The 20228-nt window shown below is 59.7% G+C and carries 20 protein-coding genes; 4 read left to right on the top strand and 16 right to left on the bottom strand.

Translation table 11 applies throughout. The annotated features are described in order from the left end of the window. Positions 1–124 precede the first annotated feature (124 nt). Both NB231_RS00835 and NB231_RS00830 read right to left on the bottom strand, forming a co-directional pair. Entirely contained in the window at positions 125–877 is a 753-nt protein-coding gene (locus NB231_RS00835; RefSeq protein WP_156776853.1) for a M48 family metallopeptidase, read from the bottom strand. Positions 878–879: 2 nt separating this feature from the next. Further along, positions 880–1863, bottom strand: coding sequence for a serine/threonine protein kinase (locus NB231_RS00830; RefSeq protein ID WP_004998866.1), 984 nt, complete (start codon positions 1861–1863; stop codon positions 880–882). A 307-nt stretch (positions 1864–2170) separates the two neighbouring features. Here NB231_RS00830 and NB231_RS00825 point away from each other — a divergent pair, with 307 nt between their 5' ends. Next, the gene (locus NB231_RS00825; protein WP_004998864.1) at positions 2171–2428 is read left to right on the top strand and encodes a hypothetical protein; all 258 of its coding nucleotides are present in this window, start codon (positions 2171–2173) and stop codon (positions 2426–2428) included. A 178-nt stretch (positions 2429–2606) separates the two neighbouring features. On the opposite strand, the gene NB231_RS00820 is transcribed toward NB231_RS00825, so the two are convergent. Both NB231_RS00820 and NB231_RS00815 read right to left on the bottom strand, forming a co-directional pair. Beyond that, complete coding sequence (locus NB231_RS00820) at positions 2607–3491, bottom strand: PHP domain-containing protein (protein WP_040661507.1); 885 nt, start codon at positions 3489–3491, stop codon at positions 2607–2609. Between the two features lie 225 nt (positions 3492–3716). After that, on the bottom strand, positions 3717–4877 hold the full coding sequence (locus NB231_RS00815) for a sensor domain-containing diguanylate cyclase (protein ID WP_004998861.1): 1161 nt from the start codon (positions 4875–4877) through the stop codon (positions 3717–3719). Between the two features lie 604 nt (positions 4878–5481). Here NB231_RS00815 and NB231_RS00810 point away from each other — a divergent pair. The 3 genes from NB231_RS00810 (at position 5482) to argF (ending at position 8303) form a co-directional block, all read left to right on the top strand. Next, a complete protein-coding gene (locus NB231_RS00810) occupies positions 5482–6069 on the top strand; it encodes a superoxide dismutase (protein WP_004998858.1) in 588 nt (195 codons plus the stop codon). 122 nt (positions 6070–6191) lie between these two features. Beyond that, entirely contained in the window at positions 6192–7388 is a 1197-nt protein-coding gene (locus NB231_RS00805; RefSeq protein WP_004998856.1) for an aspartate aminotransferase family protein, read from the top strand. 3 nt (positions 7389–7391) lie between these two features. Continuing rightward, a complete protein-coding gene (gene argF / locus NB231_RS00800) occupies positions 7392–8303 on the top strand; it encodes an ornithine carbamoyltransferase (protein ID WP_004998855.1) in 912 nt (303 codons plus the stop codon). Here the strand turns inward: argF and phoU are convergent. The 12 genes from phoU to NB231_RS00740 all read right to left on the bottom strand — a co-directional run bounded on the left by phoU (position 8284) and on the right by NB231_RS00740 (position 20195). Next, positions 8284–9006, bottom strand: a complete 723-nt coding sequence (gene phoU, locus NB231_RS00795; protein WP_004998853.1) for a phosphate signaling complex protein PhoU — start codon at positions 9004–9006, stop codon at positions 8284–8286. The genes argF and phoU overlap by 20 nt on opposite strands. 57 nt (positions 9007–9063) lie before the next feature. Beyond that, entirely contained in the window at positions 9064–9969 is a 906-nt protein-coding gene (gene pstB, locus NB231_RS00790; RefSeq protein WP_004998851.1) for a phosphate ABC transporter ATP-binding protein PstB, read from the bottom strand. Positions 9970–9982: 13 nt separating this feature from the next. Then, positions 9983–10816, bottom strand: a complete 834-nt coding sequence (pstA, locus tag NB231_RS00785) for a phosphate ABC transporter permease PstA (RefSeq protein ID WP_004998848.1) — start codon at positions 10814–10816, stop codon at positions 9983–9985. A 12-nt stretch (positions 10817–10828) separates the two neighbouring features. After that, positions 10829–11821, bottom strand: a complete 993-nt coding sequence (pstC, locus tag NB231_RS00780; RefSeq protein ID WP_004998846.1) for a phosphate ABC transporter permease subunit PstC — start codon at positions 11819–11821, stop codon at positions 10829–10831. 125 nt (positions 11822–11946) lie between these two features. Continuing rightward, on the bottom strand, positions 11947–13023 hold the full coding sequence (gene pstS / locus NB231_RS00775; protein WP_004998844.1) for a phosphate ABC transporter substrate-binding protein PstS: 1077 nt from the start codon (positions 13021–13023) through the stop codon (positions 11947–11949). A gap of 174 nt (positions 13024–13197) precedes the next feature. Further along, complete coding sequence (gene phoR / locus NB231_RS00770) at positions 13198–14532, bottom strand: phosphate regulon sensor histidine kinase PhoR (protein ID WP_040661504.1); 1335 nt, start codon at positions 14530–14532, stop codon at positions 13198–13200. A 281-nt stretch (positions 14533–14813) separates the two neighbouring features. Next, positions 14814–15398 (bottom strand): pyridoxamine 5'-phosphate oxidase, encoded by a 585-nt coding sequence (gene pdxH / locus NB231_RS00765; RefSeq protein WP_004998840.1) that lies wholly within the window; start codon positions 15396–15398, stop codon positions 14814–14816. 50 nt (positions 15399–15448) lie between these two features. Further along, positions 15449–16810 carry an NfeD family protein gene (locus tag NB231_RS00760; protein WP_004998837.1) on the bottom strand — a complete coding sequence of 454 codons (1362 nt, stop codon included), beginning with the start codon at positions 16808–16810 and terminating at the stop codon, positions 15449–15451. Between the two features lie 79 nt (positions 16811–16889). Further along, positions 16890–17546: an adenylate kinase gene (gene adk, locus NB231_RS00755; RefSeq protein WP_004998834.1), complete on the bottom strand. Its 657-nt coding sequence runs from the start codon at positions 17544–17546 to the stop codon at positions 16890–16892. 81 nt (positions 17547–17627) lie between these two features. Beyond that, entirely contained in the window at positions 17628–18389 is a 762-nt protein-coding gene (locus NB231_RS00750) for an NRDE family protein (RefSeq protein ID WP_004998831.1), read from the bottom strand. A gap of 16 nt (positions 18390–18405) precedes the next feature. Then, the gene (gene bamB / locus NB231_RS00745; protein WP_004998828.1) at positions 18406–19557 is read right to left on the bottom strand and encodes an outer membrane protein assembly factor BamB; all 1152 of its coding nucleotides are present in this window, start codon (positions 19555–19557) and stop codon (positions 18406–18408) included. Beyond that, positions 19554–20195: a YfgM family protein gene (locus NB231_RS00740; RefSeq protein ID WP_004998827.1), complete on the bottom strand. Its 642-nt coding sequence runs from the start codon at positions 20193–20195 to the stop codon at positions 19554–19556. The genes bamB and NB231_RS00740 overlap by 4 nt, the downstream gene beginning before the upstream one ends. Positions 20196–20228: the final 33 nt, after the last annotated feature.

The raw sequence follows: 20228 nt of genomic DNA, 5'->3' as shown, positions 1-20228 counted from the left end.
TCCGCACAAGGGATAACAACAAATATTATGGCACTACATCCAGCGCGCCACCCTCGCCACTATACGAATCAATAACTTCTCTTCGCATACACGCCCAAATCAGCCCGAAATCAGGCAGAGAGCGTTAAAGATGGGCTAAAGCTCGGTGACGCCGGCGCCAGTCCGGTAGTACCTTATCCAATAAGGCATAGAATCTGGCCGAGTGATCGAACACCCGCAGATGACAGAGCTCATGAACGACAACGTAATCGATCAGCTCCAAGCGCCGTTTCACCAAGCCAGTGTTGAGGGTAATGACACCACGGGAGGAGCAGCTGCCCCAACGGCGTGACATACGCCGCAACCGTAACGGCGGCAGCCCCAGCCCCCCATAGGCGGGATGCTCACTCCAATACGCCAAGCGTTCGGCGAAGATCTCGCTCGCCCGATCGCGGTACCATTGCTCTAAAAGCCGCTTGACCCGCGTGGGATCGGTGGACCCGCGCAGGGTGAGCAGCAACCGCCCAGCGACTAGCTGTCCCTGCCGGGGCGAGCCCGAGCGCAAGGCAAGCATCACCCACTCGCCAATATAACGATGGTGCTCGCCTTGCGTATACTGCAACGCTCGGGTTGGCGGATAGGTGGCTACCCACTCGAGCTGTCGCATGATCCAAGCTCGGCGCCGACGCACGAACTCAACCACCGTCCCGAGCGGGCACGCAACGGGGACGCGAACCTCGACCGTAGCATCGCGATGCACATGAATAGCCAACGTGCGACGACGGCGGCGCTGTAGAACAACACGCAAAAACCGGCCCGGCGCCAACGCTACGGCCAAACGTTGGCTGGCCTCCCCGTGGCGGCACATTACAGCGGCAACCGGACGCTTTGCGCTCACGGCTAGACTACTAATGGCGGTTCGTCGAGCGCAGCGGCTTGCTCGCGCAACGCCAGTACATGTTCTTCCCAGTAACGATCGCTGCCAAACCACGGGAAGGCAAGTGGAAAAGCCGGATCGGACCAGCGGCGCGCGAGCCAGGCCGAATAATTCATCATCCGCAGCGTGCGCAACGCTTCCACCAACACCAGCTCCCGACGATCGAGCTCATAAAAATCCTCGTAACCAGCTAGCAAATCCGAGAGTTGCAGCGTCATCTCCGCACGGCTTCCCGAGAGCAGCATCCAGAGATCCTGTATGGCGGGACCACGGAGGCAGTCGTCCAAGTCCACAAAATGCGGCCCGGCCTCCGTCCAAAGGATGTTACCCAGGTGGCAGTCACCATGCAGCCGCAGCTGCCTGAGCCCATCAACGCGGGCATAGCAACGGCGGATCGCCGCCAACAGATCTCGGCTCAGCGTCTCGTAGGCGCTTACCAAGTGCGCTGGAATGAACCCCTGCTCGAGCAGGTAACGGCGCGGCGCCTCACCATAGTCGGCAATCCCCAGAGCCGGTCGATGCGCGAATGCCCGGCTGGCACCAACCGCATGAATGCGCCCGAGAAACCGCCCCAGCCGCACACGGCAATCCGGATCGTCCAGCTCCGGCGAGCGCCCGCCGCGGCGCGGGAAGACGGCGTAGCGAAAACCCTGATGGTAATGCAATGTCGCGCCGGTGAACGGCAACGGTGCAACCACCGGAATTTCGTAGCCGACCAATTCCGCCGCAAAAGCGTGCTCTTCGAGAATAGCCTGGTCGCTCCAACGCCCTGGGCGATAGAATTTGACCACCAGCGGCTCGGCACCGTCGAGGCCAACTTGATAGACTCGGTTCTCGTAGCTATTCAATGCCAACAGCCGGCCATTGCTGGTCAACCCCAGTGTCTCCACGGCCGTGAGCACGGTCTCGGGTGCTAAGGCTGCATAGGGATGCGGACTCGGATCCACCCTGCTCCTTCAGTATCGCAACGGCGAGTTTAGTACACTATAAGGCGCCAACCCGAAGAGGTGAAGCGGGTGGGGCCGCGTGGAACGCTCGCACACGGGTTCAAGCCGCATCACCGACTCGGGCAAGTAACCCAGTTATACTTGAAAAAGCGGCCTTGTTGGTTAGCGAAGCCGCCCGAGAGAACGGCTGCAACTTGCACGTAGGAGCGGCCACTCTCGCAGCGTTGTTGCGCTATACCCGATATCACATCTGGAACTCCGGCGGCTAAACGAGGTCGATTAGCTAAAGCATTTGGATGAGAGATCGATGCGTAAGCAATACTACCTACCGACCCGCAACCCGCTGGCGCAAGTGTTTGCCACGCTGGCCTTCGTAGTGGTAGCCGCTGTGGCGGCCGTATTCGGCGCGTTCATACTCGCGACGGTCATCGGCTTGGGAGCCATCTTGACTCTGATCATTGCCGTGCGCGTATGGTGGCTGCGCCGGCGACTGCGGCGCGGCGGAGCTGAACCGGGAACGAACATTGGCACTACCATCGAAGGAGAGTACCGGCGTTATCGCTAAATCGCGTTATGAGTGCCGTTGCTACCATGAATGCTTCGAATTGTCCGCGCAAGACCCAGCGATACGGTATGTCGGGGAAAGGCAGGTATTTGCATATTGCTTCGATTTCATAGAAAACCGAATAGATCGTAAGGTCTTGCGACGGCGGCTGAACGAGCCAGCGAGCCAGCGAGCCAGTTCAACCTGGAGCGTTAACATCAGCAGGGACAGCGAGCGCTGCTTGTGATAGCAATGAGCCACGCTCCCAGATGGGCACCACCCCACGTGGCAGCGGCCTAATGCTCCCGAGGTCGTTCCAAGGCGGATGGAGAGTGTGGAAATCCGAGCCCAACGAACCCGCGAGGCCCAGACGTCGGGCATAGGTCGCCGCGGTTGAAACCTGCTCCGCGGTACTGCCACCGGTGACTATTTCGAGCGCATCCCCCCCGACTGCGGCAAACGCTGCCAGCATCCGCCGCAGAAAAGCGCGTGGATATCGATATTGTAACGGATGCGCCAATACGGCAAGACCGCCTGCCTGATGCACCCAACCCACCACCTCATCAAGATCCGCCCACTGGACTGGGACATAGCCGGGCCGACCACGGCGTAGGTAACGGCGGAAGGCCTCGCTTGGATCCGCTGCCAAACCTCGCAGAACCAATAACCGAGCATAATGAGCACGCCCCACAACATCACCCTGAGCGAGCGTGCGCACACCATCCCACGCGCCCTCGAGTCCAGCGCCTTCCAACATCCGCCCTATTTCCCGGGCGCGCTGCAGTCGGGTCGAGCGAATGTTGGTCAACCCACGCTGCAGCAACGCATTGTCCGCATCAACGCCGAGCCCCACGATGTGGAGCGTCCGACCGGCCCAAGTAGCGGAGACTTCGACCCCCGGGATCAGCTCCACCCCCCTGAGTTGGGCGCTGCGACACGCTGCCGGCAAGCCATCAGTCGTGTCGTGATCAGTAAGCGCAAGTACTCGCACCCCACGCTCGGCCGCGCGCACCACCAGATCGGCCGGCGACAAGACTCCATCTGAGGCGGTCGAATGAGCATGCAAATCGATTGGACTGCTCATGCTGTGAGTCGGCTCCTTGCACCTAGTGTAGTGCCCCGCCCTATTTAGCGCTTATAGCGTGAGGCCAGGCGGACACACATGTATTGGCGCTGAACCAACCACACGGTCCATGAACTTGCATCTTGCGCAAGCCCGGCGCAAAGCGAATGCCGCCTTCAACCCGAGTCCACACGAGAGTTGGTCGACGGCTCTATTGATCGGCCCTCTCGCTACTGTGGCTGAGCTTCAATCAACCAACATGGGGGTTTCGACCGGGCTGACCTTTACGGCTTCATCAGTAACCCACTCCACCGCACCCCCGTGCTCCGAGCGGCGCTTGCCGCGATAAAGCGCTTCATCTATAGCCTTGAGCAGGACCGGCAGCGAAGTACCATGCCGCGGCGCCGCAGCAAGCCCAAAGGTCACTGTGCAACACAAAGCGTTCTCCCGTGCCCATGCGGCCACAGACTCCTGAATGCGCTGGGCAACCCGCTCAGTGCCAGCGAGATCTATATCCAGCAGGATAAGCACGAACTCATCACCGCCGTAGCGAGCCGCTATGTCGTGACTGCGAATCGAGCGCTGTAAAATACGGGCGAAACGCCTCAGCACCAAATCCCCAACGGCATGACCATGGCGATCGTTGATCTGTTTGAAATCGTCCATATCGGCGAGCATCACCGCAACTTCACCACCATGTTCCAAAAGACTTTTGAGCAGGGCATCGGCCGCCTCTTCCAAGGCACGCCGGTTGACCAACCCCGTCAAGCTATCCAACCGGCTGCGTTCTTCCAAATTGAACCGGGAACGCTCGATACGGCTCATGAGAACATAGGTGTAGAGCAAAATGATGCCACCGAAGAGGTTGAGAAAAACCAACCCAGGGGTGATCTGGGTAATTCCACCGGCGCCATTCACCGACAGCGCCACCATCGCCCCAGCGAACGCCCCGACGATTGCCTCGGCGAACAGCGCCATGCCATAGCGCATGCCGTTACCGAGCACAACCATGATGAAGGCAAGCACCGAAGGTGGAACTTGATAGGGATCATTGGCGACGCAGAGTGAGACCGCTACGAGATCCACCCACATAGCCAGTCGATAGCGTGCCGGACAGATCGGCCGGTGCACTGCATGCCAAAGCAAAATCGTATTAAGAACACCGTGGCCAAGCAACACAGCGGTGATCGTTGGCGCGGACAGCCACAGCGGGCCAGGTGCAGGCGAGTAGTTGAAGAACACGATTCCCAGTACCATGAACAGATACCGGGTTAAAAACTGCAATAGTTGCTCCCACCAGCCCGGATAGCGGATGCGCTCAAGTTGAACGGCAGAACGCCAGCCCGGCGATCGACGGCGATCTTTGCCCGAGCGGCGCCCGTTCGCCCGTTTAGCATATCTTTCCATGACGGCAACGTTGCATTTGTTGTTGATCCGGCCTGCCTATCCAGCTAATGGACAAATTACGCCTGCGTGCCCCGATGCATGGGTCTAACAAAAAATCTATAGCTTAGCTGCCCGTCCCCTGCAAGATGACTGCATCACCTGCGTTCGATTGTCTCATTCCGGAGCGACTTTTCCCACAACAGCGAAGAATTACCCTTGCCGTGGAGAGAAGCGCTGCACGCGGCGCCAATGCCGCCGTCCAACAGCCGACGGCTAGCCGCAACGGGACCGGATTCGGCATGCTGTTGAAACATGCGGCAGCGGTGTTTAGACTGCTTTGACTAAATGGCGAAGACGTTTTGCGTTCTCTTCAGAGATCGCCGCGCTCCGTACTACAAGTAGAGGAATGGGAACAGCCCGTTTGTTCGCCAAATTTTATGGGCTGTGGTACGACGCGACGGATCAAGTAAGGGTTCTGCATCACGTAGCTGCGACCATTCTCCCCAAAGCCCGACGGACCAGTCCCTCCCTGTAGGGTCTATGTAGAGGAATCGTACTGGCGGCGATTGCTAGCGATTCTCTATGCCGGTATCCAAACAGCAACAACCACTCAGAGGAGTAACCCATGAAAATCGAACTGCCCGAGCTGCCTTATGCGCTAAATGCCTTGGAGCCGTACATTTCCCAGGAGACCCTGGAATATCACCACGGCAAGCACCACAAGGCGTATGTGGATAAGACCAATCAGCTCATCGAAGGCACCGAGTACGCGAACATGGAACTCGAGGCCATTATCAAGAAAGCCGCCGGTGGGCTCTTCAACCAGTCTGCCCAGATTTGGAACCACACTTTTTACTGGAACAGCATGGCTCCCAACGCCGGCGGTGACCCCAAGGGACCCATCGCGGATGCGATTCGGCAGAGCTTCGGCTCGTTCGAGGAGTTCCGTAAGCAGTTCAATGAGAAGACGGCCGCAAATTTCGGCTCGGGCTGGGGCTGGCTCGTCAAGAATAAGTCCGATGGCACGCTGGCCATTGTCGAGACCGACGATGCCCAGACCGCGCTGACCGATGAGAGCGTCGTGCCCCTGATGACCTGCGATGTTTGGGAACACGCTTACTACATCGATTACCGCAATGCACGGCCTAAGTATCTAGAAGCTTTTTGGAATTTGGTCAACTGGGATTTCGTCAACCGAAACTTTGAAAAATAACGCTGAGAACCCCGCGGGCGCTTGCTGCGCCCGCGTCGGCTATTCGATATAATTGAGCATGCAGAAAGCAGCCGCGAGGCTGTTTTTTTATTTTGCGGGTACCGCCGATGAGGATAGACGGCATGTCGGACGCGCTGATGCGGACCTATGCCCGGCTCCCGGTCGCCTTCGAACGCGGCGAGGGCGCTTGGCTTACGGACAACAAGGGCGAGCGTTATCTGGACGCGCTGAGCGGCATCGGGGTCTGCAACCTCGGACATGGGCACCCGGTGATTACCCAGGCCATAGCGGAGCAGGCCCGAACCCTGCTGCACACCTCGAACCTCTACCGCATTCCACTGCAAGAGCGACTCGCTGCGAAACTCTGCGAGCTCGCCGACATGGCTGCGATTTTTTTTACCAACTCCGGCGCCGAGGCCAATGAAGCTGCGCTCAAGCTCGCTCGTCTATACGGCCGCAAGCGCAACATCGATACTCCCACCGTGATGGTCATGGATGGCGGCTTTCACGGTCGCACCCTTGCCACTCTCAGCGCAACCGGTAATCGGCGGGTGCAAGCCGGTTTCGATCCCCTGGTCGATGGTTTCGTACGCGTTCCATACGACGATTTAGCGGCGGTCGAACGCGCCGGTAATAATAACAATCGCATCGTTGCCGTGCTGGTGGAACCAATCCAAGGCGAAGCGGGGGTGGTCGTGCCGGATAAGGGCTATCTCACCGGCCTACGCCGCATCTGTGATGAGCGTGCCTGGCTGCTCATGCTCGACGAAGTCCAGACGGGCCTGGGGCGAACCGGTGCTTGGTTCGCCCATCAACGGCTGGGAGCTAAACCCGACGTACTCACCCTCGCCAAAGCACTGGGCAACGGTTATCCCATCGGCGCCTGCCTGGCGCGGGGCGAGGCCGCGGAACTCTTCGAGCCCGGCTCACACGGGTCCACATTCGGAGGCAACCCGCTGGCTTGCCGGGTTGGCCTGGCCGTCCTGCAAACACTGCAGAGTGAGCGTCTGGTACAGCGAGCGAGCCGGCTCGGCGAGCGTATGTTTGCGCAGCTTCAGGCTGGGCTGGCTGGACGGCCCGGGGTACGGGCCGTACGTGGCCTTGGTCTGATGCAGGGCATCGCACTCGAGTGGCCTTGCACAGAGCTTGTTTACCAAGCACTCGATCGGAAACTGCTGATCAATGTCACCGAACAGAGCGTGCTTCGCTTATTACCGCCGCTAATCCTCACGGATGAGGAGGCACAATGGATCACCCACACCGTGATCGACCTCGTCACTTCCTTCCTCTCTAACAGCGGCACCACGCGCAGAGGATGACTAATGAATCCGCGTCACTTTCTGACCTTAACGGACTGCACTGCCGAAGAACTGCACGCTCTCATCCGCCGCGGTATAGAGCTCAAACGCATGCGCCGCGACGGACTGGTCCATGAACCGCTCAAAAACCGCGTCCTCTCGATGATCTTCGAGAAAGCATCGACCCGCACCCGGGTATCGTTCGAGGCTGGAATGGTGCAGCTCGGCGGGCATGCCATGTTTCTATCCCCCCGCGATACCCAGCTCGGCCGTGGCGAGACCATTGAAGATACGGCGCGGGTAATTTCGAGCATGGTGGATGCGATCATGATCCGCACCTTTGGACACGAGACCCTAACGCGCTTCGCCGAATACTCGCGAGTACCGATCATCAATGGACTCAGCGACGAGTTCCATCCCTGTCAGTTGCTGGCCGACATGCAGACTTACTGGGAGCACCGGGACGACATCCGAGGACGAACCGTCGTCTGGGTAGGCGATGGCAACAACATGTGCCGCTCCTACGTCAATGCCGCCCGCATGCTCGACTTTCAGCTGCGCGTATGTTGCCCACCCGGCTACGCCCCAGGCCCACAATGGCTTGCCGATCCCCGCATCGAGTTCATTCCCGAACCCAGCGAGGCCCTACGCGGAGCCCATTTGGTGGTTACCGATGTCTGGGCCAGCATGGGCCAAGAGCGCGAGCGCGAGCAGCGCTTGCGTGATCTAGCGCCTTATCGGATCACGGATGGCCTGATGGAGCTCGCCGATCCACAGGCGCTGTTCATGCACTGCCTACCGGCGCATCGTGGCGAAGAGGTCGAGGCAGAAGTCATTGACGGCGCCCAGAGCGTGGTATGGGACGAAGCGGAGAATCGACTCCATGCCCAAAAAGCACTCTTGGAATTCTTGCTGCTCAACGGCGATCACCGGTAGCCTCCGCCGCCATCTGCTCGAAACTGGTGTGGCGCACATCCTTGCCGAGGACGAAGTAGATCACGTACTCGCAGATATTGCGCGATCGATCGCCGATGCGTTCGAGTGAACGTACCGACCAGAGAATATCCATGATCGGCGACACGGATTTGGGATTGTCCTCCATGTGTTGAATCAGGTTCCGTACGATCGCCTCGTACTGCGAGTCGGCTTTGATATCCTCTTGCGCCACCTTGACGGCCTGCTCGGTATCCATCCGGGCAAAGGCATCCAGCGCTCCGTGGAGCATCTTCTTCACCAATTCTCCGAGGGCCGCCACCTCTTCCATTGGGCTACGCCGACGATCCGCTTCCAGCAGATGCAACGCCATCCGAGCGATGCGCTCGGCCTCATCGCCAATGCGCTCCAAATCGGTAATCGTCTTGACCACGGCGATGATCAGGCGCAAGTCGCTGGCAGCGGGTTGCCGGCGAGCCAGTACATGGGTGCATTCCTCGTCGAGGCGCACTTCGAAGGCATTGACCTTGTAGTCGCTGGTCACCACGAGTTCGCCGCGCTCATTGTCCCCTTCCACCAACGCCACCAGTGCATCGCCGAGCTGCTGCTCCACCAGCCCGCCCATGCGCATGACGTTGTCGAGAATCCCCCAAAGCTCTTCGTTGTACTGTTGCGAAATATGATGGGAGAAGCTCATTTTATCCATAGCGTACTACCTCGGGCCCGTCCCTATTCAATGTGTATTGCGTGGCGGCTACCGAGGTCAGCCGTAGCGGCCGGTAATGTAGTCCTCGGTCTCCTTCTCGCGCGGTCGGGTGAAGATCGTATCGGTATCGGCAAACTCTACCAGTTTACCCAGATACATGAATGCCGTGTAATCCGAGACACGGGCCGCCTGCTGCATATTATGGGTCACGATGATAATCGTGTATTCGCCCTTGAGTTCCTCGATGAGCTCCTCGATTTTCAGCGTCGAGATCGGATCGAGCGCCGATGCCGGCTCATCAAGCAGCAAAATCTCCGGCTTGACCGCCACGGCCCGGGCCAAACAAAGCCTTTGCTGCTGGCCACCCGAAAGCAAGGTACCGCTCTGCTTGAGCTTGTCCTTGACCTCGTCCCACAAAGCAGCCTTCCTTAGAGCCCACTCCACCCGCTCATCCATATCATACCGGCTAAGACGCTGGTAGAGTTTGACGCCGAAGGCGATGTTGTCGTAAATGGACATGGGAAACGGCGTCGGTTTCTGGAATACCATCCCGACCCGCGCCCGCAGGAGATTCAGATCCTGGCGCTTGTCCAGAATATTACTGCCGTCAATGAGAATCTCCCCGGTCGCATACTGGCCCGGATAGAGCTCATAAATGCGGTTGAACGTTCTCAACAAGGTCGATTTCCCGCAACCGGAGGGGCCGATGAAAGCGGTCACCCGGCGCGCCTGCAACTCCAGATTAATCGCTTGCAGCGCCTGATAGCGACCATAGAAAAAGCTCAGGTCGCGGACCTCGATACAGGTCACTGCCGATCCTTTAGCCGCTTGTCCAGCGCCTTGTTCGACTCCCGCGGTCCAGCTCTGACGCGCACGCGCGTCTTCGACAGTTTGTTCTCGCTTGTACGAGCCAAGAGGCCGCAGGTCGATACGGCCGCGTGCACTCGATCCATCGTAAGCCATGGCCTAGCTCACTCTATTTGCGTGCTCTACCGAGTACGCGTGCGATGATGTTCAGTGCCAGGATCCCCGCCGTGATCAACAGCGCGCCCGCCCACGCCAAATGTTGCCAATCCTCATAAGGACTCATGGCGAACTGGAAGATCACCACCGGTAGATTGGCAAGGGCGCCACCCATATCTAAGCTCCAGAACTGATTGTTGAGCGCCGTGAACAGCAATGGCGCCGTCTCACCGCTTATGCGCGCTACCGCCAACAACATACCGGTCAGTATACCTGCCCGTGACGCTCGATAGACGACGGCGAAGATCACTCGCCAGCGGGGCGCACCCAGTGCCGCCGCCGCCTCGCGCAAACTTACAGGTACGAGACAGAGCATGTCTTCGGTCGTTCGCACGACGATCGGAATGACGATGAGAGCCAATGCCATGCCTCCCGCCCAGCCTGAGAAATGGCCCGTACGCAAAACGATCAGCTCATAGATGAACACGCCGATAACGATCGATGGCGCACTCAGCAGAATATCATTCACGAATCGAACCACCGAAGCCAAATGGGTCTTGCGCCCGAACTCGGATAGATAGGTAGCGGCCAGAACACCGATCGGCGCTCCAATAACAATGCCGCTGCCGGTGAGCAACAAACTTCCGATGATGGCATTGGACAATCCCCCTACATCGCCGGGCGGCGGCGTAGGTTGCGAGAATACGCTCAGATCGATCCAAGGCAGGCCTTGCGCCACTAGCGTCCAGAGTAACCAGCCCAGCCAAAACAGGCCGAATGCGGTGGCGAAAATCGACAAGGCCAGCCCCACGGCGTTCACGATACGGCGACGAACATACAGACTCATAGGCTGCGTGCCTCAGGTACGCTCACCTTCTCTCGCCGTCAGCCGCAGCAACAGCAGCTTGGCGAGCGCAAGCACCAGGAAGGTAATAAAAAAGAGCACCAGACCAAGTTCGATCAGCGCGGCCGTGTATAGCTCACCCGTCGCTTCGGTAAATTCATTGGCGAGGGTTGAGGAAATCGTATTGCCGGGCATAAATAATGAACTGTTGAACTGATGCGCGTTGCCGATCACGAAAGTCACCGCCATGGTCTCGCCCAACGCCCGCCCAAGGCCAAGCATGATACCGCCGGCCACGCCCACCTTGGTATAAGGCAGCACGACATGACGGAGCACTTCCCATGTGGTGGCACCGAGCCCGTAAGCGGATTCCTTGAGCACGGCCGGAACCAGTTCGAAGACATCGCGCATCACGGCGGTGACGAAAGGAATGACCATGACGGCCAAGATTATCCCAGCCGTGAACACACCGATCCCCAACGGCGGGCCGGAGAATAGCGCGCCGATCAGCGGCAGCCGGCCGATGTGCTCGATTACCCAGGGTTGGAGATATTCGGCGAACAAGGGGGCGAACACAAATAGGCCCCACATACCATAGATGATGCTCGGGATAGCCGCCAACAGCTCAACGGCGGTACCGATGGGGCGGCGCAGCCAACGTGGCGCAAGCTCGGTGATAAACACGGCAATGCCGAAGCTGACCGGCACGGCGATAATCATCGCGATCGCCGAGGTAACTAATGTGCCTACAAGCGGTACCACGGCACCGTAGTTATCCGTCACCGGGTTCCACTCGGCGCTCGTCAGAAAGCCAAAACCAAACTGACGGATAGCGGGCCACGCACCAACCAGGAGGGCTACGCTAATCGCCAAAACGAGAAACAGCACGACTCCGGCGAACAACATCGTGGTGTAGGCAAACAATCGATCTGCCAAATGACCCCGACGCAGTCTACGCTGCAGGATTCGTTCGGCGGCCGTCGCCGGTATGCTGGCAACCTGCTCCATAACGCACTCCGCGCATGGTGTATTAACTAAAGTACCGCCGCCGCGCTGTGGCATGCAGCCAAAAGCCGCCTCGGTGAGCGGCTTTTGTGTACCAGCTTAGGTCAGTTGGGTCAAACCGTAGGTCTTTACTCATGGGACGCGGCGCGGGTCCAGAGCGGCTGCTGATCCGATCCTACCAGCCTTTCCTGCCAGGCATTTTCGACTTGATCGACCACGTTTTGCGGCAATGGCACATAGTGCAGGTCCAGCGCCATCTCGTTCCCATGCTCGAAGCACCAAGCGAAAAACTCGAGCGCCGTTCGACCCGCCGTGCGGTCGTTTTGAACCTTGTGCATCAGGATGAAACTCGCCCCACTGATCGGCCAACTCTGTTGACCGGGCTGATTGGTCAGCACCAAATAAAAACCCGGCGCGTGAGCCCAATCGGCACCCGCTGCCGCCGCCTGAAAAGCCTCGATACTCGGTTTGGTGAAATCACCCGCGCGGTTACGTAAGAGCACGTAATTCATCTGGTTTTGCAGCGCATAGGCGAACTCGACGTAACCGATTCCGCCCTTCAGCCGAGTCACATAGGAAGCCACGCCTTCATTGCCTTTACCGCCAACCCCAGCGGGCCAGCTGACCGCTTTGGCGTTGCCTACCTGGCGTTGCCAGCTCGAGCTGACCTTGCTCAGGTAATTGGTAAAGACCCAGGTCGTACCCGAGCCATCGGAGCGATGCACCACCGTGATTGGCGAGTCGGGCAAGTCCAGCTCGGGATTGAGCTCCTGCAGCATGGGATCATCCCAGCGCTTGATCCGGCCCAGGAAAATCCCAGCAAGCGTCTGCGGCGTCAGCCTCAGCGTACCAGGCTTGACTCCCGGTAAATTGACCACTGGCACCACTCCGCCGATAATCATCGGGAATTGTACCAACCCAGCTGCGTCAAGCTCCTGTTTGGTCAACGGCGCGTCCGAGGCACCGAAATCCACCGTTCCCGCCTTGATCTGTTTGATACCACCGCCCGAACCGATGGATTGGTAATTCACTCTAACCCCGGTCGCCTTGTGATAGGCCGCGGCCCACTTACTGTAGATGGGGTAAGGGAAAGTCGCGCCGGCCCCGCTGATCTGCTTGCTCTTGCTCGCCGCGGCGGCGCTCGCCACACCGGCAACCATCAGCACGGCAGCGACCATAAGCACACGCGTCAATTCTTTTCGCATTCTGATCTCCCCAAGCGTTGAACTGGATGGCAATCTAACCCTTGAAATTGCAATGACCGGCTTGAGATTGCCGTATAAGCGATACATTCGGGTAGGGCCTAGCGTACTGGAGCTGTGTTACACGTCCATGACGGCCATCGGTAACGTGGATGTCAGCCGCTACGCTCGCTGCTGCTACGGCGAGCTTGTCCCTGGCGATGCGCTCGCAGCCAGCCCGCGCGCACTCAACTTGACGGGAAACAGGCAGTCGAAGGTGCTGCCCTTATTCAGCTGGCTGCGGATCTCCAGCCGTGCGTCATGACGACTAAGCACGTGCTTGACGATAGTCAAGCCAAGACCGGTGCCCGCGGTCGCATCATTGTGCCCACTGTCCACGCGATAGAAACGCTCGGTTAACCGCGGCAGGTGGTGCGGCGGAATACCGAAGCCGGTATCCACCACTTGCATATGCACGGCGTCGTCATCGACAAACCAGCGGATGACGATCCGGCCGTCGGCTGGCGTGTATTTCACCGCATTCACCACCAGATTCGAAAAAGCGCTGCGCAACTCGGTTTGATCACCGTGCAGTTTTAGATCTCTGTCAATATCGAGCTCGATGCGGTGTCGACCGCCGCTCAACGCGCTGGCTTCCACGGCAAGCGCCTCCAACATAGCTGCGACATCGACCGGCACCGCAGCCGATTTACGCTCACCGGTCTCCAGGCGGGAGAGCAGCAACAGATCATCCACCAACCGGCTCATCCGCTGGCTCTGCTCCTGGATCAGCTCCAGCGATCGCTGGAAATCCTCTGAGCCGGCTTCCTCTTGCTCGGATAATGTTTCGGCCACTCCTTGAATCACGGTCAGCGGAGTACGCAACTCGTGGGTGATATTGGCGACAAAATCGCGCCGCATCACCTCCAAGCGATGCAGGCGGGTCACGTCGCGGGCGACCAGCAACTTGCGTTCCTGCCCATAAGGCACGATACGGATCTCCAATATCAGATGCTCGTCGAGCGGTGAAGGAACCTTGACCGAGCCATACCAGTCGCCATGCGCCAGAAACTCGCTGAAGAACGGATGGCGGAACAGATTGGCAATTCGCTGGCCTTGATCACGCGGCCACTCGAGCCCTAGGTAGCGCTCGGCCATAGCGTTCCACCATTGCATCTCCCCCATCCCACGCAGCACCACGGTGGCATCGGGCATGGCATTGGCTGACTCCTTGAAGCGTCGCAGCAGCTCGGCAAGGCGTTGGCGGCGCTCCCGGTGGCGACGTTGCAATCGATAGAAATGCTCGAAAAGCGTGGCCCACAGCCCTTCCGACCGAGGCGGCCGTAGCTGACGTCCCTGCCGTAGCCAACGCTCGAAGCGAACCAAGCTGCGGATCTGGACGCCCAAGAAAAGCACCAATGCAAGCAACAACGCCAGCGTAACATAGCCGCTGGCTAGGCCGATCAGGGCCGCAATCAGCAAGAGCAACGCGAGCCGCATCGCCGCTGCGGGCCAAGGGTTACTTATCCGCATCGAGGTACGTTCCCGCCACTGCCGGTAAAACCCGTTTCGCCCGTGCACGTGGCTCTCAGCGCGAGAATCTCCCCTTGGGGCCGGCGGGACATAAAGGAGACGCGCGCTATCCGGCAGGTCGGTGTTTGGTTCGAGCAAGCACCCCGCAGTATCCCTGAGCGAGACCGGCGTTTGTCGAGTGTTGCCCACGATGGGGAGATGGTCTAAGGAGGCATTCATCACCGGCCATGACACAAGCCTGCGATCCGGGGGCCGGCGATCCAGCGTGCGACAATTTACCGTTATGGCTGGATCTGTCCACAGCGCCACGCCCCCGCTTCGAACCAGTAGCGATAACGCTCATGCAGCCGCCCAGGACGGCTATGCCAAAACTCGATCAGATCCGGCACCAGTCGATACCCCGTCCAATACGGTGGCCTGGGCACCGGTTGATCCGCGTAGCGCGCCTCCAATTCCCTGACCCGATTCTCAAGCCATGCCCGGCTCTCCAACAACTCCGATTGCTGTGATGCCCATGCACCGAGCTGGCTGGCTCGCTCCCGCGTGGCCCAGTAGCCATCCGCCTCTTGCGCAGCCACCAATTGTACACTCCCTTCGATGAGAACCTGCTCCAGCAACGGCTGCCAGAACAAGCAGAGTGCGGCCCGCGGATTTTCGCTGAGCTGCCGGCCCTTGCGACTATGGGTATTGGTATAGAATACCAACCCCGCCTCGCTCACCTGCTTGAGCAGGACGGTACGCGCACTGGGCCGACCATGCCGATCAGCCGTCGCCAAGGTCATGGCCGCCGGCTCGGCCAGAGCTGTATTCTGGGCGCGTTCGAACAGGCGTTGAAACCGCTCGATCGCCTCACGATAGAGTTCCATGGAGACTCGTAACTACCCAATGTGCGGCGTAGTGTAGCATTGGAACGGCGCTAGCGATTCGATTCCTCGACAGGCTCCACCCGCAGCAATAGGCCATTCAACTCGGTAACCCGCACCCGCTGACCGGCCCGTACGGGCACAGCACACTGCGCCCGCCAGCGCTCGCCGTGGATACGGATCCAGCCGGTCCCCTGAAAATCGACCGCTGCAACGCCCTCGCTGCCCAACATTTGCTGTTGCCCCGATACGACAGGCCGTTTGTGGGCCCGTATCGCAAAACTCGCACTTGCCATCAACAACAGCAAACTGGCAACGGCAAAACCGAGGATGAGCATTATCGAGAGCTGGAAGCCGGGTAGATCGGTATCGATTAGCATGACCGATCCGATCACGAAAGCGATCACACCGCCCAGCCCCAAGGCACCGAAACTGGGTGCAAAGGCCTCGGCAATCATGAAGATGATGCCAAGCAGTATCAGCCCCAAGCCGGCGTAGTTGATCGGCAAGGCCTGGAAGGCGAACAGCGCGAGCAACAGGGCGATTCCACCCAACACACCCGGTAGGATTGCACCTGGATTGGCGAGCTCGAAGAAAAGCCCGTAGATACCAAGCAACATCAGAACGTAGGCCACGTTCGGGTTGGTAAGCACCGCCAATATTCGGGTACGCCAACCCGGCTCGATCCGCTCCACGCTCAGCCGCGCCGTAGCCAAGGTCACCTTCTCGGTTGCAAGCTTCACGGTACGGCCATCGATCTTGCGCAGTAGCTGCGCGACGTTGTCGGCCATCACATCAATGACCTTCATTTCCAAAGCTTGATGAGCCGGCAGGCTTGCCGCTTCCCGCACGGCTTTTTCCGCCCAGTCCGCGTTGCGCCCCCGCAACTCGGCGAGCGAGCGGATGTAAGCCACGGCATCATTTACCATTTTACGCTCCATCGGCGTGGCCGATGTGACCTCGTTCCCCTCCTCGCGATCCCCTTTGTCCGGCTCCTTATCCGGCCTGGGAGAGGGTGCGCCCGGCATTCCACCAATCCGCACCGGAGTTGCGGCGCCGATATTGGTTCCTGGGGCCATGGCGGCCACGTGAGAGGCATACAGAATGTAGGTACCGGCGCTGGCCGCACGCGAGCCACTCGGCGCGACATAACTGACAACCGGCACCGATGAGCTGAGAATGGCCTGAATAATGTCGCGCATCGAGGTGTCCAACCCACCGGGGGTATCCATCTCTAGAATCACGAGCGCCGCACCCTGGTGCTCCGCTCGAGTCAGTTCAGTGGTGATGTGGTCACTTATCGCCGGACCGATCGCACCATCGATCCTCAGTAGCAAGGCACGCTCATTGGATGCAACGGCTGCCGTCGCGACCGTCAACAACCAAAGCAGGCTTGCAAGAACGATGGCACGCATGCCGCAGTCTCCCGGGTGTCGGTACAACGACAGGCTTGCAGGCTTCGTTCACCGAGCACGCAAACTCCTCAGCGGCGCTCTAGCCACCAAGTGCTGTCTGGATCCGCGCTTGGATTTCATCGACGCCCCCTCGACCGTCGATGACCAAATAACGGGGCGCCGCAGAACCATCCTGCACGGCCCAAGCACTATAATAGGCCACCAGAGGATGGGTCTGCTCGTGGTAGACGCGAAGCCGCTCGCGCACCGTCTCCTCCCGATCGTCATCGCGTTGCACGAGCGGCTCGCCGGTCAGATCGTCCCGATCATCCAGCGTGGGTGGGTTATGGATGCGGTGATAAACTCGCCCCGAGCCCGGATGAACGCGCCGCCCACTCAAGCGGCGCACGATCTCTTCATCCTCGAGGCGCAGTTCGATGACGTAGTCAATGCGAACGCCCTCATCCCGCAACGCATCGGCCTGGGCAATGGTTCGCGGAAAGCCGTCGAAGAGGAAACCGTTCGCGCAATCCGGCTGCGTAATGCGCTCCTTGACCAATTCGATGATGAGGTCATCGCAAACCAGCCCACCGCTGTCCATCACCGCCTTGGCCTCCCGGCCCAGCGACGTGCCCTCTTGCACTGCGGCGCGCAGCATATCACCGGTGGAGATCTGGGGTATGCCATAGCTTCGGCACACGTCGGCGGCTTGCGTACCTTTCCCAGCTCCCGGCGGGCCTAATAAAATGATTCGCATACGAGCAATCTCCTGCGGTTCTCTTGACGAGGTCACACACGGCCCAATCGGCGCGCCAGCAAGGGCGCCGCCCGCTAATCTCTAGGCGGCCAGAACCCACTCACACACATCTCCAATCGGATTGCCTTGGCGATCGAAAGTGCGTTCGGCGAAGAGGGTTTCGTTGTATTCATTCATGATGATAACGGTCGAGCAACGGGTACCGTAGCGATGCGTGATGATGAACATGGGTGCGAGCGCTCGTTCCCACTCCAAACCGATACCGGTATCAGGTAAAGCCGTATCAGGGGGGCGATGCCGATCGCGAAGCAGCTCGAACAAGCCTTCGGGATCGGGCCGGCTGTGCCCCCGCAGATAGTCAATCAGCCGCGCTTTACCACGGCTAACCTTGGGCCAGGGGGTATCGAGCACGTGGTTGCTCAGAGCGTAAACTCCCGCTGCAAGCCCGATCCGCCGCGCACCGCGGTTAGATAAGTAGAGCAGCCGCGCCGGTGATCCGAACAGGAGATTAAAACCATTGTAGCGGTGACCCTCACGTTGGAAATGCCGGAGCAGATCAGCATCGTTATGCCGGGCCAGCGCCGTCACCGGCAACTCGCCACGCGAGGCGACACCCGGCTCGGTGATCGAAGGATCCCGATAGTTGGTCACAGCGGCCATTCGCCCGTTGCGGCTAATACCGATCCAGGTGCCTCCGCCCTCAAGATCGCGCCCAGCGAAGATATCCGGCCTTTCCCACCAATGCGCGGGTTCGGCAGCACGCTCATGGAATTCATCGCGATTGGCGGCAACGATTATCGGATAGCCGGCGTGGACCCGGTAAGCAAGCAGCAACAAGCACATAGGGCCTCCGCCGAGGTCAATCGCGGCCCGCCTCGAGCTCATAGGCGACCAGGCGACCGCCCATCGACTGCACGTAGATGCGGTCACCGGCGATCAGCGGAGTCACGTTGAGCCGCGTATCGTCCACTTCCTGCCGCGCCACAAGCCGGCCGTCGTCGACAGCAAGCCAATTCACATAGCCGTCCGAGCCGCCGACGACCACGTAATCCGAATACACGGCCGGACCGCTCATGCGTTCGCCTTGAAACACATCTTGGCGCCACACGGAGGCCCCGTTGAAACGATCGAAGGCCCAAATACGACCTTTTGCGTCGCTGGCATAGACATTGTTCGAATCGAGCGCAATACCAGTGTACACCGAAATCTCGCGCGCCCAGGCGATATGGCCATCGCGCAAGCTCAGTCCCGCGATGCGACCCTGATAAGTGGCGGCGAATACAGCGCCCTCCACGACCACCGGGTCCGCGTCCACATCGACCATCTGCTCCAATTCGGAGCGTCCCTGCGCAATCGCGATATTTTGTTCCCAAGCCGGCGTTCCATCCCTCAAGCTCAGCGCTGCGACCCGACCATTGTCAAAACCCACGAGCACGCCACCCGGCACGAGCACCGGCGAACCGTGGCCGCGCAGTGAAAGCACCGGGACGTTGCGGTCATAGATCCAGCGCCGCTCCCCCGTCTTGGCATCAAGCGCGAAAACGCGGCCATCATTGGTCCGCACGACCACTACGCCTTGCCCAATGGCCGCCGGTGCGAGCATCTCGCTGGTCACGCCGGAGATCCACAACAGCTCACCGTCGGCCGCCGCCAGTCCTAACACCTCGCCCTTACGCGTGCCAACGATCACCAAGTCATCGGCTACCGTCGGCCCCCCGGAGATGGGCCGATCCAGTTCTTTACGCCAGAGCTGTTTCCCATCCTGCACAGCCAGTGCCGTTACAGTGCCGTCGCTCGCGGCCGCATAAAGGCGGTCCGCAGCCGAACTCGGTCGAAGCCGCTCGCTCACCAGATCGGTACGCCCGACATCGGCGTGCCATACCAGCCGCACACCCCGCGCGGTTGCGGCATCAGCCAGTTCGGCCGGAGCGGGAGTCGATTGCAAAAGCTTCGAGCTGGTGCAAGCGGTCAAAGCGAGCAGAACCGCCGTCAGCAGGAAGGCTCGCCTCACAATGCGGACTCTGCCGAACCGAGATCATTGAGTTTGGCCTGAAGCAGACCGTGACGCTGACTGTTAGACCCGTCGGCCAGCGCCGCCTGATACGCTTTGATGGCGGACGCCTGATCAGACTGCGCGATATGGATATCCCCGATCAGCTCCTGGAACTGACCGGCGAACGCGTCTTTCGGTACCGGCTGTGCCACCTGCAATGCCGCCTTGGCATCACCGGCACCCAGCAACACACGCGCCAAGCGCAAGCGCGCGATAGTCTGCAGGGCAGGCAGTTGAGTATGGTCCACCGCCCAGCGCAGCGCTTTACCCGCCGCCTGCAGGTCATCCTGCTTGACATATTGGCCGGCCATCTGGAGGGCGGCCAATACGGCATAGGCGCTGCCCTCGTGCTCGCTTTGCAACTGCTCAGCTTGGCTCTTTGCCGCTGCCGTATTGCCATCTCCTAGGTCAGCGACCAAGGCTTGATAGGCTGCAGCAGCAGCCAACTCCTGGCGGTCCCGATAGCCGTGCCATTGCTGCCAGCCCAAAATGCTTACCAGCGCTATGATCACCCCGGCGATCACCGACCGCCCATACTCACCCCACCAGCGCCGAATCTGATCGATCTGCTCTTCTTCCGATCTATAACCAGCCACGCTCTGTTTCCTCGTTTCAGGCCTGCTCGCGAC

It is taken from the genome of Nitrococcus mobilis Nb-231, from assembly GCF_000153205.1.
Taxonomy (GTDB): Bacteria; Pseudomonadota; Gammaproteobacteria; order Nitrococcales; family Nitrococcaceae; genus Nitrococcus; species Nitrococcus mobilis.
The sequence above is the reverse complement of the archived record's forward strand: the minus strand, read 5'-3'. Positions and strand labels throughout refer to the sequence as shown.

Bases quoted from the DNA above. Each gene is read 5' to 3' on its own strand.
- NB231_RS00825 (WP_004998864.1), top strand. From the start codon at position 2,171: ATGCGTAAGCAATACTACCTACCGACCCGCAACCCGCTGGCGCAAGTG.
- NB231_RS00820 (WP_040661507.1), bottom strand. From the start codon at position 3,491: ATGAGCAGTCCAATCGATTTGCATGCTCATTCGACCGCCTCAGATGGA.
- NB231_RS00815 (WP_004998861.1), bottom strand. From the start codon at position 4,877: ATGGAAAGATATGCTAAACGGGCGAACGGGCGCCGCTCGGGCAAAGAT.
- NB231_RS00810 (WP_004998858.1), top strand. From the start codon at position 5,482: ATGAAAATCGAACTGCCCGAGCTGCCTTATGCGCTAAATGCCTTGGAG.
- NB231_RS00805 (WP_004998856.1), top strand. From the start codon at position 6,192: ATGTCGGACGCGCTGATGCGGACCTATGCCCGGCTCCCGGTCGCCTTC.
- argF (WP_004998855.1), top strand. From the start codon at position 7,392: ATGAATCCGCGTCACTTTCTGACCTTAACGGACTGCACTGCCGAAGAA.
- phoU (WP_004998853.1), bottom strand. From the start codon at position 9,006: ATGGATAAAATGAGCTTCTCCCATCATATTTCGCAACAGTACAACGAA.
- pstB (WP_004998851.1), bottom strand. From the start codon at position 9,969: ATGGCTTACGATGGATCGAGTGCACGCGGCCGTATCGACCTGCGGCCT.
- pstA (WP_004998848.1), bottom strand. From the start codon at position 10,816: ATGAGTCTGTATGTTCGTCGCCGTATCGTGAACGCCGTGGGGCTGGCC.
- pstC (WP_004998846.1), bottom strand. From the start codon at position 11,821: ATGGAGCAGGTTGCCAGCATACCGGCGACGGCCGCCGAACGAATCCTG.
- pstS (WP_004998844.1), bottom strand. From the start codon at position 13,023: ATGCGAAAAGAATTGACGCGTGTGCTTATGGTCGCTGCCGTGCTGATG.
- phoR (WP_040661504.1), bottom strand. From the start codon at position 14,532: ATGCGGATAAGTAACCCTTGGCCCGCAGCGGCGATGCGGCTCGCGTTG.
- pdxH (WP_004998840.1), bottom strand. From the start codon at position 15,398: ATGGAACTCTATCGTGAGGCGATCGAGCGGTTTCAACGCCTGTTCGAA.
- NB231_RS00760 (WP_004998837.1), bottom strand. From the start codon at position 16,810: ATGCGTGCCATCGTTCTTGCAAGCCTGCTTTGGTTGTTGACGGTCGCG.
- adk (WP_004998834.1), bottom strand. From the start codon at position 17,546: ATGCGAATCATTTTATTAGGCCCGCCGGGAGCTGGGAAAGGTACGCAA.
- NB231_RS00750 (WP_004998831.1), bottom strand. From the start codon at position 18,389: ATGTGCTTGTTGCTGCTTGCTTACCGGGTCCACGCCGGCTATCCGATA.